This window comes from Bradyrhizobium sp. 195 (assembly GCF_023101665.1).
Taxonomy (GTDB): domain Bacteria; phylum Pseudomonadota; class Alphaproteobacteria; order Rhizobiales; family Xanthobacteraceae; genus Bradyrhizobium.
This window is the reverse complement of the sequence record NZ_CP082161.1, coordinates 4544586-4556805: the sequence shown is the minus strand read 5'-3', so window position 1 is coordinate 4556805 and position 12220 is coordinate 4544586. Positions and strand designations below refer to the sequence as shown.

General features: G+C 64.4%; 10 protein-coding genes. 8 read left to right on the top strand and 2 right to left on the bottom strand.

Annotated elements, in window-relative coordinates:
* Positions 1-2: 2 nt before the first annotated feature.
* The 8 genes from tmk (at position 3) to IVB26_RS21000 (ending at position 8551) form a co-directional block, all read left to right on the top strand.
* On the top strand, positions 3-689 hold the full coding sequence (gene tmk, locus IVB26_RS21035) for a dTMP kinase (RefSeq protein ID WP_247967236.1): 687 nt from the start codon (positions 3-5) through the stop codon (positions 687-689).
* Positions 686-1732 (top strand): DNA polymerase III subunit delta', encoded by a 1047-nt coding sequence (locus IVB26_RS21030; RefSeq protein WP_247967235.1) that lies wholly within the window; start codon positions 686-688, stop codon positions 1730-1732. The genes tmk and IVB26_RS21030 overlap by 4 nt, the downstream gene beginning before the upstream one ends.
* Before the next feature lie 109 nt (positions 1733-1841).
* On the top strand, positions 1842-3866 hold the full coding sequence (gene metG, locus IVB26_RS21025) for a methionine--tRNA ligase (RefSeq protein ID WP_247967234.1): 2025 nt from the start codon (positions 1842-1844) through the stop codon (positions 3864-3866).
* Between the two features lie 13 nt (positions 3867-3879).
* Positions 3880-4656: a TatD family hydrolase gene (locus IVB26_RS21020; protein ID WP_247967233.1), complete on the top strand. Its 777-nt coding sequence runs from the start codon at positions 3880-3882 to the stop codon at positions 4654-4656.
* A gap of 13 nt (positions 4657-4669) precedes the next feature.
* On the top strand, positions 4670-5467 hold the full coding sequence (locus IVB26_RS21015; RefSeq protein ID WP_247967232.1) for an MBL fold metallo-hydrolase: 798 nt from the start codon (positions 4670-4672) through the stop codon (positions 5465-5467).
* A gap of 170 nt (positions 5468-5637) precedes the next feature.
* Positions 5638-6219: a TRAP transporter small permease gene (locus IVB26_RS21010; protein WP_247967231.1), complete on the top strand. Its 582-nt coding sequence runs from the start codon at positions 5638-5640 to the stop codon at positions 6217-6219.
* 2 nt (positions 6220-6221) lie between these two features.
* Positions 6222-7535, top strand: coding sequence for a TRAP transporter large permease (locus IVB26_RS21005; RefSeq protein WP_247967230.1), 1314 nt, complete (start codon positions 6222-6224; stop codon positions 7533-7535).
* Positions 7536-7573: 38 nt separating this feature from the next.
* Positions 7574-8551: a TRAP transporter substrate-binding protein gene (locus IVB26_RS21000; protein WP_247967229.1), complete on the top strand. Its 978-nt coding sequence runs from the start codon at positions 7574-7576 to the stop codon at positions 8549-8551.
* Between the two features lie 90 nt (positions 8552-8641).
* Here the strand turns inward: IVB26_RS21000 and IVB26_RS20995 are convergent, their stop codons facing one another.
* Together IVB26_RS20995 and IVB26_RS20990 are read right to left on the bottom strand one after the other, a co-directional pair.
* Positions 8642-10291 carry an acyl-CoA synthetase gene (locus IVB26_RS20995; RefSeq protein WP_247967228.1) on the bottom strand — a complete coding sequence of 550 codons (1650 nt, stop codon included), beginning with the start codon at positions 10289-10291 and terminating at the stop codon, positions 8642-8644.
* Between the two features lie 24 nt (positions 10292-10315).
* Positions 10316-12205: a TRAP transporter large permease gene (locus IVB26_RS20990; protein ID WP_247967227.1), complete on the bottom strand. Its 1890-nt coding sequence runs from the start codon at positions 12203-12205 to the stop codon at positions 10316-10318.
* Between the last annotated feature and the right edge of the window lie 15 nt (positions 12206-12220).

The following is a 12220-nucleotide window of genomic DNA, read 5'->3' as shown; positions in this document are numbered from 1 at the left end:
CCATGAGTGAGAGCGCGCCACAGCGGCCGTCCGGACGCGGACGCTTCATCACCTTTGAAGGCGGCGAGGGCACCGGCAAATCGACCCAGATCAAGAAGCTCGCCGACCGCCTCAAGGCGGCAAAGCTCCGCATCCGGGTCACGCGCGAGCCGGGCGGCTCGCCGGGTGCCGAGATCATGCGTCATCTGGTGCTGTCCGGCATGGGCAAGCTGCTCGGACCCGAAGCCGAGACGCTGCTGTTTGCCGCCGCACGTGATGACCATGTCCGCACCGTGATCCTGCCTGCGCTCAACCAGGGCACCTGGGTGCTGTGCGACCGTTTTGCCGACTCGACACGCGCCTATCAGGGCAGCCTCGGCAAGGTTCCAATCGGCCTCATCAACGCGATGCAGCGGGTCACGATCGGCGATCTCAAGCCGGACCTCACCCTCATCCTCGACCTGCCGGTTGAGATCGGCCTCCAGCGCGCCGCTGCGCGCCGCGGCAACGGCGCGCCCGACAGGTTCGAGGGCGAGAAGCTCAGTTTTCATCAGGGTCTGCGCGAGGCCTATCGCAAGATCGCTGCGGACGAACCCGCGCGCTGCGTGCTGATCGACGCCAATTCCGACCCGGATACGGTTGCGGCACGAGTCTGGACGGCGCTGCGCGATCGTCTGCTGCCCACGCCGGCCTCGGTGATTTCCGCATGAGCCCACGTCAGACCGAGCGCGAAAGCGCCAGTCCACATCCGCGCGAGACGAGCCGTCTGTTCGGCCATCGCGAGGCCGAGACGGCGCTGCTCGCGGCCTATCGCAGCGGACGCATCCCGCATGCCTGGCTGATCGGTGGCCCGCAAGGGATCGGCAAGGCGACGCTGGCCTATCGTATGGCGCGCTTCGTGCTCGCCCACGGCCAGCCGCTGGCGGAGTCCGTGCAGCGCGCCGAGAACCTTGCGATCAATGCCGATGACGCCGTGGCGCGGCAGGTTGCGGCCGGCTCGCATGGCGGCCTCTTGACGCTGGAGCGCACCGCCAACGACCGCGGCGTGATGCGCACCGTGATCACTGTAGACGAGACGCGCGAGACCATCAGCTTCTTCGGCTCGACGGCCGCCGCCGAAGGCTGGCGTGTCTGCATCGTGGACACCGTCGACGAACTCAATCCAAACGCGGCCAACGCGCTTCTTAAGATTCTCGAGGAGCCGCCGCAGCGATCGTTGTTTCTTCTGGTGAGCCACGCGCCCGCGCGCGTGCTCGCCACGATCCAGTCGCGCTGCCGCAAGCTGCGTCTGCGGCCGCTCGCCACGGATGACGTGATCGGCGCGGCGGCTTCGGCGGCAGAGCTCGATCCGAGCGATCCTGCGCTGCGCGAGGTGGCGGAGGCCTCCGAGGGCAGCGTTGCAAGGGCCCTGACACTGCTCGGCGGCGATGCCCTGAAACTTCAGCAGCGCACGGCGGCGCTGCTCGCGCGCCTGCCGCAGGTCGATCCGCGCGAATTGCACACGCTCGGCGATTCGCTCGGCACCAGCGATCGTGTCGCACTTGCCGCCTTCATCGACGGCATCGATCGCTGGATCGCGGAACGCCTGCATGCGGACGAGGCCAATGCCAACCAGAACCTGCCGCGCCTTGCGCGCCTAGCCGAGGTATGGGAAAAGATCGTCCGCGCCGCGCGCGACACCGAAACCTACAATCTGGAGCGAAAGCCCTTGGTTTTCTCGGTGTTCGGCTGGCTGGCGGACGCAACGCGCTAGAGCATGATCCGGAAAAGTGTGCAGCGGTTTTCCGAGAGGATCATGCTCAAACAATAACCGAACGCAGGTTTGTTTCCAAATTTCGAGAAGCCGGTAAAAGGAATTCGTCGTGGCAACGCGAGCTAAGAAAACCGTCAAAGCCAAGGGCAGCAAGAAAGCTGCGAAAAAAGCCACGAAGAAGGCTGTGAAGGCGCGCGCCAGCAAGGCCGTCAAGAAGACCAAGAAGGTCGCCGCCAAGAAGGGCGTGAAGAAGAGCGTCGCGAAGACGGCGAAGAAGGCCGGGAAGAAAGTCGCAAAGAAGCAGGCCGTCGCCAAGAAGACGGTAAAGAAGGCGGCCAAAAAGCCAGCCAAGGCTCCGGCGAAGAAAGTGGCCAAGAAGGCGAAGGTGAGTGCGCCTGCCGTTGCCGCTGCGCCGGCGCCTGTTGCCGTGCCCCCGAAAGCCGTGAAGCCCAAGGTCTCGAAATCCGAGATTTCAAAATCCGAGATATCAAAACCCAAGATCTCTGAACCCAAGATCTCTAAACCCAAGGCACCGCCTGCGCCGAAGCCCGTCGCAGCTCCGCAAGCCGCAGCGCCGATTGCCGCCCCGGCGCGCGACAACGTCTTCTACATCACGACCGCGATCGCCTATCCCAACGGCAGCCCGCATATCGGCCACGCTTATGAGGCGATCGCGACCGACGTGCTCGCACGTTTTGCACGGCTTGACGGCAAGGACGTGTTCTTCCTGACCGGCACCGACGAGCACGGCCAGAAAATGGTTCAGACGGCCGCCGGTGAGAACATGTCCGTCTCCTCGCTCGCCACGCGCAATGCCGGCCGCTTCAAGGAGATGGACGAGCGCCTGAACGTGTCGTTCGACCGCTTCATCCGCACCACCGAAGAGCAGCATCATCGCTCCAGCCAGGAGATCTGGCGACGCATGGAGGCGAACGGGGACATCTATGCCGACACCTATGCCGGCTGGTACTCGGTGCGCGATGAAGCCTATTACGCCGAGGACGAGACGCGCCTGAACGATGACGGCGTACGGCTCGGGCCGCAGGGCACGCCGGTCGAATGGGTCGAGGAGAAGAGCTATTTCTTCCGCCTGTCGGCGTACCAGGACAAGCTGCTGAAGCTCTACGCGGATCATCCCGATTTCATCGGGCCCGACTCCCGCAAGAACGAGGTGGTGAGCTTCGTCAGGGGAGGCCTGCGCGATCTCTCGATCTCGCGCACGACGTTCGACTGGGGCGTCAAGGTGCCCGGCGACGAAGAGCACGTGATGTATGTCTGGGTCGACGCGCTGACCAACTACATCACCGGCGTCGGCTTTCCCGACGAAGGCGACGGAAACTGGCGTTATTGGCCGGCCGACGTCCACATCATCGGCAAGGACATCATCCGTTTCCATGCGGTGTATTGGCCGGCGTTCCTGCTGTCGGCCGGGATCCCGCTGCCGAAGCGGGTCTATGCCCATGGCTTCCTGTTCAACAGGGGTGAGAAGATGTCGAAGTCGGTCGGCAATGTCGTCGATCCCTTCAACCTCGCCGACCAATATGGTGTCGACCAGATGCGCTATTTCTTTCTGCGCGAGGTGCCGTTCGGACAGGACGGCAACTACAACCACGAAGCCATCGTCGCGCGCATCAACGCCGACCTCGCCAACGATCTCGGCAACCTGGCGCAGCGTTCACTGTCGATGATCGCCAAACAGCTCGGCGGCGTATTGCCCGAGCCCGGCGAGTTCAGCGACAACGACAAGACAATCCTGGCGATGGCCGACGGCATGATCACGGCGTCACGCGAAGCCATGGCGACGCAGCAGATCCATCACTGGCTCAACGCCGTCTGGGCCGTGGTCGCGGAGGCCAACCGCTATTTCGCCGGCGAGGCGCCGTGGGCGCTCGCCAAGACCGATCCGGCCAGGCAGAAGACGGTGCTCTACGTCACCGCCGAAGTCGTGCGCCAGATCGCGATCCTGGCTCAGCCCGCGATGCCGGCCGCCTCGGGCTTGCTGCTCGACAGCCTTGGTATCCCCGAATCCGAGCGCAGCTTCGCGATGCTCGGCGGCGCCAGGCGGATCGCGCCCGGTTCGACGCTGCCGGCGCCGACCCCGGCGTTCCCGCGCTACGTCGAGCCGGCGGCCTGAAGGCGTTCGCCCGATGCTGGTCGACAGCCACTGCCATCTGGACTTTCCGGACTTTGCGGAAGATCTCGACGGGATCGTGTCGCGGGCCCGTGCGGCCGGCATCGGCCGGATGGTGACGATCTCCACGCGGGTGCGAAAGCTGAATCAGCTTCTCGCCATCGCCGAACGCTATGACGACGTCTATTGCTCGGTCGGCACCCATCCACACAACGCGGATGAAGAAGACGGAATCGCACCGGACGAATTGGTGGCGTTGACGGGGCATCCCAAGGTCGTCGCGCTCGGCGAGGCCGGGCTCGACTATTTCTACGACAATGGCGCGCCGGAGGCGCAGGCGAGGGGGTTTCGCGCCCACATCGCCGCCGCCCGCACCACCGGCCTGCCGCTGGTGATCCACACCCGCGAAGCCGACGAGGACTGCGCCCGCATCCTGGAAGACGAGGCGGCCAAGGGACCGTTTCGCGCCGTGCTGCATTGTTACACGGGCGGACGTGAGCTGGCGCTGAAGGCGGTGTCGCTCGGGCTCTATATCGGTTTCACGGGAATCCTGACCTTCAAGAAGTCGGAGACCTTGCGCGCGCTCGCGGCCGAGCTGCCGTCCGATCGGATCCTGGTCGAAACGGACTCGCCCTATCTTGCGCCGGGCAAGTTCCGGGGTAAACGGAACGAACCGGCTTATGTGGTCGAGGTCGCAAAGGTGCTGGCCGAGACTCGCGGCGTTTCGTTTGACGAGATTTCGCGCCAGACCAGCGAAAACTTCTTCCGTCTGTTCTCGAAGGTGAAAGCTTGAAACTGGGAGCCGCATGACGCTGACGCTGACGATCCTGGGCTGCGGCTCCTCCGCCGGCGTGCCGCGCCCGGCGCTCGGCTGGGGCGCCTGCGATCCCAACAATCCCAAGAACCGCCGTCGCCGTTGCTCGCTGCTGGTCGAGCGGACCTCCGAGCACGGCACCACGCGTATCGTGATCGACACCTCGCCGGACCTGCGCGAGCAATTGCTCTCAACCAATGTCGATCACATCGACGCGGTGTTCTTGACGCATGAGCACGCCGATCAGACCCACGGCATGGACGATCTGCGTTCGGTGGTGATGCACATGCGCCGTCGTATCCCGACCTACTTCAACCAGTCGACCGCCAAGGACATCCTGTCGCGGTTCTCCTATTGCTTCATCTCGCCGGAGGGCAGCGACTATCCGCCGATCCTGACGCGGCATTCGATCGAAGCGGGCGGAAGCCAGACCATTCTGGGGAAGGGCGGCGCTGTGACGCTGACGGCCTTTCTGGTCCAGCATGGCAACATTCCCGCACTCGGCTATCGCATCGGGGATGCAGCCTACACACCCGACCTCAACGACATCCCGCGCGAGAGCTGGGGGGCCCTGGAAAATCTGGACCTCTGGATCGTCGACGGCTTGCGCTACAACAGCCACGTCAGTCATTTCAGCATCAACGACGCGCTGTCCTGGATCGAACGGTTCAAGCCGAAGCGCGCGGTCATCACCAATATGACGGCCGACGTGGATTACGAGGTGATCCGGCAATCGCTGCCCGCCGGCGTCGTGCCCGCTTTTGACGGGCTGCGGCTGGAGACGCACTGAACGTGCGGTGGAAATTCCGCTGCCCGCAGGCATACTCCTTGCCTGCATCGGCTGCATCATGTTGATCTAACGTCTGAAAGACAGGCGTTGGGCAAGGGCGATATTGATGCAGGACAGGCGGCGAGCGATTTGTGACCGCCGGAGCGCCTCGTGTTGAGGATGGGGATCGCGTGACAGGGAACGACGTAACGGCAGGGGGACTGGTGCGCCGCGCTCTGGATCTCCTCTATCTCGGAGCAGGCTACGCCGCTGGCGTCTTCCTGGTTGCGATCTTTGCAATCATGATGGCCATGTCGGTCGGGCGCCAATTTGCGATCAACATTCCCGCCGGCGATGATTTCGCGTCCTGGTGCATGGCCGCGATGGCGTTCCTCGGCCTTGCGCATACCTTCAAGCGCGGAGAGATGATCCGTGTCGGCCTGCTGCTGGAACAGCTGCACGGGCGAACCAAGCAGATCGCGGAGATCGTGGCACTCGGTATCGCCACCGCCTTCATCCTGTATTTCACTTGGTATGCCGTGCAGATGACCTACGATTCCTGGCGCTTCAACGATGTGGCGCAGGGCGTCGTCGCGCTTCCGCTCTGGATTCCGCAGCTCGGTTTCGCCGGCGGACTTGCGATCCTGTCGATCGCGCTCGTCGACGAAATGATTAGCGTCATCAGTGGCAACCGGCCGAGCTACGAGAAGGGCTCGCCGGATGAGACGCCGGACGAGTTCATCGAGCGCATCTCGCAGGGCGGCGGGGGTTGACCATGGCCAATCTCGGCATGATCGAGCTGTCATTCGTCCTGCTCGTCGTCATGATCCTGCTGCTGGGAAGCGGCGTCTGGATCGCGGTTTCGCTCGGGCTCGTCGGGTTCGTGGCGATGGCGCTGACCACAAGCCTGCCGCTTGGCGCTGTGCTCGCCACCACCACCTGGAGCGCGAGCTCGTCCTGGACGCTGGCGGCGCTGCCGCTGTTCATCTGGATGGGAGAGATTCTGTTCCGCACCAAATTGTCGGAGGAGATGTTCCGGGGACTGTCACCCTGGGTGCAGTGGCTGCCGGGACGGCTCACGCATGTCAACGTCATCGGCTGCGGAATCTTTGCGGCGGTGTCGGGCTCGTCGGCGGCGACCTGTGCAACGATCGGCAAGATCGCACTGCCGGAGCTCGACAAGCGCGGCTACGACAAGGGCCTGAGCCTCGGATCACTCGCGGGCTCCGGCACGCTCGGCCTGTTGATTCCGCCCTCGATCCCGATGGTGGTTTACGCGGTTACGGCGAACGTCTCCGTGCTTCAAGTGTTTCTCGGCGGCTTCCTGCCGGGACTGCTCGTGATCGTGCTCTATTCCGGCTACATCATCATCTGGTCGCTGCTCAATCCGACGAAGATTCCGCCGCGCGATCCCCCGATGCCATTCCGGCAGAAGCTCCGCGAGTCGGCCAAGCTTGCGCCCTGTCTGCTGCTGATCCTGGCAGTCTTCCTCTCGCTCGTGCTGGGTTTCGCGACCGCCACTGAATGCGCAGCATGGGGCGTCTCAGGCGCGCTCCTGCTGGCGTGGTGGAGCGGCACGCTGACGCGCAAGAACTTCCTCGAGAGCATCATGAGCGCGACGCGCCTGACCTGCATGATCATGCTGATCCTGGCGGGCGCGGCCTACACTACGGCCGCAATGGCCTATACCGGCATTCCGGCCGCGCTCGCGACCTGGGTCCAGGGGCAGCAGCTCACGCCGGGCATGCTCGCGCTGTATCTCAGCATCATGTACATCATTCTCGGTTGTCTGATCGACGGCATCTCGATGATCGTCCTGACTGCCGTCATCGTGCTGCCGATGGTCAAGCAGGCCGGTCTCGACCTGGTTTGGTTCGGCGTCTACCTCATCATCCATGTCGAGATGGCGCAGATCACGCCGCCGGTCGGCTTCAATCTGTTCGTGCTGCAGAACATGAGCGGGCGCGATACTTTCACCGTGGCGCGAGCGGCGTTCCCGTTCTTCGTCCTGCTGCTGGCCGCCGTGTTTATCATCACTGAGTATCCGCAAATCGTGATGTTTCTGCCCAAGCTCGCTTTCCCAGACTGATCGCACCTGGTTTTCAGAATACAGTGAGGAGAAGTCCGATGATGTCTCGTTTATTCTGCGCATCCTTGATCGCCGGCGTCGTGGCGGCTGCGACACCCGCTTTGGCCCAGACCAAATGGAATCTGCCGGCAGCCTATCCAGCGGATAATCCGCACTCCGAAAACCTCGTCGCCTTCGCCAAGGACGTCGAAGCCGCCACGTCCGGAAAGCTCCTGATCACGGTTCATCCGGGCGCCTCGCTGTTCAAGGCGCCGGACATCAAGCGCGCGGTGATGACCGGGCAGGCGCAGATGGGCGAGGTGCTGCTCTCGATCCACGAGAATGAGGATCCGCTGTTCGGCATCGACGTCGTGCCGTTCCTCGCGACCAGCTTCCCGGATGCGATGAAGCTGTATCAGGCCTCCAAGCCGGCGATCGCCAAGAAGCTCGACGCGCAGGGTCTCAAGCTGCTGTTCGTCGTGCCGTGGGCCCCGCAGGGCGTCTACGTCAACAAGCCGCTCGCCTCGATCGAAGACATGAAGGGCTTGAAGTGGCGCGCCTACAATGTCGGGACCGCGCGCATTGGCGAGCTGGTCGGCGCGCAGTCGGTCACGATCCAGGCCGCGGAGCTGCCGCAGGCGCTGGCGACCGGCGTGGTGAATTCCTTCATGTCGTCGGGCGGGACGGGCTACGACGCCAAGGCCTGGGAGTCGCTGAAGTACTTCTACGACGTGCAGGCCTGGATTCCCAAGGACTACACCTTCGTCAACAAGGCCGCGTTCGATGCGCTCGACAAGCCGACCCAGGAGGCCATCCTCAAGGCGGCGGCAACGGCGGAGACCCGCGGCTGGAAGGCCTGGCAGGACAAGAGCACCTGGTACATCGATCAGCTCAAGGCGAAAGGCATGGCCGTCGAGCCGCCAAGCCCGGCGCTCAAAGCCGGATTCCAGAAGATCGGCGAACAGCTCACGGCCGACTGGCTGAAGAAGGCAGGGGCCGACGGCCAGGCGGTGGTCGACGCCTACAAGAAGATGTGAGACCGGCGAGGCCTTCCGCCCACCGCCTTGCGGCGTGTGGGCGGAAGTCTCTTCCTCGATCGTGGGGCAAGGCCACCATGCGCCGCCACTCTAGGCCGTAATCGCCTTCGCCGAACCCACCTCGTTGCGCAGCAGGAATTTCTGGATCTTGCCGGTCGAGGTCTTCGGGATGGGCCCGAACACGACGGCCTTCGGCGTCTTGAAGCCCGACATGTGGCTGCGGCAGAACGCGATGATGTCGGCTTCGCTGGCGCTGGCGCCGTCCTTCAGTTCGACGAAGGCGCAGGGCACTTCGCCCCATTTCGGATCGGGCTTTGCGACCACGGCGGCGAACAGCACGGCCGGGTGCTTGTAGAGAATGTCCTCGACCTCGACGGAGGAGATGTTCTCGCCGCCGGAAATGATGATGTCCTTGGATCGATCCTTGATGATGACGTAGCCGTGCTCGTCGAGCACGCCGAGGTCGCCGGTGTGAAACCAGCCGCCTTCGAACGCTTCCTTGGTGGCCTTCTCGTTCTTGAGATAACCCTTCATCACGATGTTGCCGCGGAACATGACCTCGCCGATGGTCTCGCCGTCGCGCGGCACCTCTTGCATGGTCTTCGGATTGATGACGGTGACGGCTTCCTCGAGCGGGTAGGGCACGCCCTGCCGGCGCTTCATGCGCGCGCGTTCGGGAGCGGGAAGCTCGTCCCAACCGGGCTGCTCCGCACAGACGGAAGCGGGGCCGTAGACCTCGGTCAGGCCGTAGACATGCGTCAGCTTGATGCCGATGCTCTCGGCGCCTTCGAGCACCGCGACCGGGGGCGCTGCGCCCGCGATCAGGCCGACGACGCGGCGGGCGGTGTTGCCTTTGGGCGCGTCGGGAGCGTTAATCAGCGTGTTGTAGACGATCGGCGCGCCGCACATGTGGGTGACGCCGTGCTGCTTGATCAGCTCGAAGATTCTGGTCGGCTCGACCTTGCGCAGGCAGACGTTGATGCCGGCTGAGGCCGCAATGGTCCAGGGAAAGCACCAGCCGTTGCAGTGGAACATCGGCAGCGTCCAGAGATAGACCGGATGCTGGCCGAGATTGCCGGCGAGGATATTGCTGACGGCGTTGAGATAGGCGCCGCGATGATGGGTGACGACGCCCTTGGGATTGCCTGTGGTGCCCGAGGTGTAGCTCAGCGCGATGGCGTCCCATTCATCGCTCGGCGCGATCGCCGCGAAGTTCGGATCGCCTTCCGCGACGGCCGCTTCATATTCGATCTCGCCGATGCGCTCGCCGCCCTTGAACGAGACGTCGTCGACGTCGACCACGAGCGGCTTGGGCCCCTTCATCTGCGCCAGCGCGTCGGTGATCACGCCTGAAAACTCGGGGTCGACCAGGATGATGCTGGCGCCGCCATGGTCGAACTGGAACGCGATCGAGGGCGCATCGAGACGGATGTTCAACGCGTTGAGCACGGCGCCCGTCATGGGGACGGCGAAATGCGCCTCGTTCATCGCCGGGATGTTCGGCAGCATCGCCGCCACGGTGTCGCCGACGCCGATGCCCTTGCGCGCGAGCCAGGACGCAAAACGCTTGCAGCGCTCATGGGTCTCAGCCCAGGTGAAGCTGCGCCCCTCGTAGACCGTGCTGACATGATCGGGATAGACGGCGGCGCTGCGCGCGAGGAAGCTCAGCGGGCTCAGCGGCACGTAGTTGGCGGGCGTCTTGTCGAGGCCGATATTGTACTGGTTCTGCTGCTCACTCATCGACGCCCTCCTTAAAACCGCGCCTCAAAGGAATCCGATCGAGATCCAGGGGAAGATCGCGACGATGATCAATCCCACCAGCAGTGCCAGCAGATAGCCCCAGATCGGCCGAATGCCCTCGGCCGGATCGACGCGTCCGATGGCGCAGGCGGCATAATAGCCGACGCCGAAGGGCGGGGCGAATAATCCGATGCCCATGGCCAGAATGATCACCATGGCGTAGTGCACCTCGTGCACGCCGACGGCCCGGGCGATCGGAAACAGCAGCGGCCCGAACAGCACGATCGCCGGGATGCCCTCCAGCACGCTGCCGAGGATGGTGAAGGCCAGGATCGAGACGGCGATGAAGGTCGCAGCTCCCCCGGGTAGTCCAGTCATGGCCGCAGCCAGCGAGCGCGAGAAGCCTGATTGCGTCAGGCCCCAGGCCATGCCGGTCGCAGTGCCGATGATCAGGAGGATCGCGCCCGACAGCGCCGCGGTCTCGACCAGCATCGGAAACAGCCGCTGCCAGTCGAACCGGCGGTAGACGAGGAGGCCGACAAGGGCGCCGTAGACGATGCCGATGGTGGAGACCTCGGTCGCGGTCGCGATGCCCTCGACGACGGCGTACCGGATCACGAAGGGCAGAGCGAGCGCGGGCAGGGCGACGACGAAGGTCTTGCCGATCTCACCACCCGTGGCGCGGCGGACGTGGCTCATGTCCTCGTGGCGGTAGCGCCACCACACCAGCATGCACAGCGTGATCGCGAGCACGACGCCGGGCAGGAGGCCGCCGGTGAACAGCGCGGCAATCGAGACGCCCGTCACCGAGCCGATCGTGATCAGCACCAGGCTCGGCGGAATGGTCTCGGTTTGGGCGCCCGTGGCCGCCAGCAGCGCGACGAGATCGCCGGGCTTGGCGCCGCGTTGTTTCATCTCCGGAAACAGCACGGGCGCGACGGCCGCCATGTCGGCGGCCTTGGCGCCTGATATGCCGGAGACCAGGTACATCGCGCCGACCAGCACGTAATGCAGGCCGCCGCGGACATGGCCGAGCAGGCTCGCCAGGAACGCCACCATGGCCCGCGCCATGCCGGTCATCTCGATCAGCAGCCCCAGGAACACGAACAGCGGCACCGAGAGCAGGATGAGGTGGCTCATGCCCTCGTCCATCCGTCCGACCAGCACCATGACGGGCGTCCGCGTGGTCAGCGCGAGATAGCCGAAGATCGCAAGGCCAAAGCCGAACGCAATGGGAACGCCGGCAAAGACGCAGAAGCCGGCGACGCCGACAAAGAAGATGACGAGGTTGAGATTGCCGAGCGGCCGCAGCAGCGGCTCCGCCAGCCAGAACAGGCCGACCAGGACGGCAACCGAAAGCACCGCGGATGCAACCATCCGGTAATCGGCCGCGCGCAGCAGCCGCAGCAAGGCGAAGGCGGCCATCAAGGCAATACCGGCCGGCAGCGCGGCAGCGCGCCACATATTCGAGATCTGGAGCGCCGGCGTGGTGATGTAGCTTTCCTCATAGGCATAATCGCCGGACGGCCAGATGATCAGCGCCAGGAACGCCAGCGCCGCAGCGGTCGCGACCAGATCGAGATAGGCCCGCATCGCCGGACCGGCGCTCGCGACGATCGCGGTCATGCGCATGTGCTCGGAGCGACGGAACGCAACCGCCGCGCCCAGCATGGCAAGCCACAGGAACAGGATCGAGGCGAGCTCGTCCGACCAGATCAGCGGCCGGTGCAGGCCATAGCGCGCGACCACGCCCGCAAACAGGATCACGATCTCGGCGACGACAAGGATCGCCGCCGGGATTTCGACGGCGAGACCAAGCACGCGCTCGATTGAATTCAGCAGCGAAGGTCGGCGAGGGGACTGCATAGCCGCCTCGCCCGCCACCTCGATCACCTCGATCTCGACATGAGCCATCCTGATACGAACCTC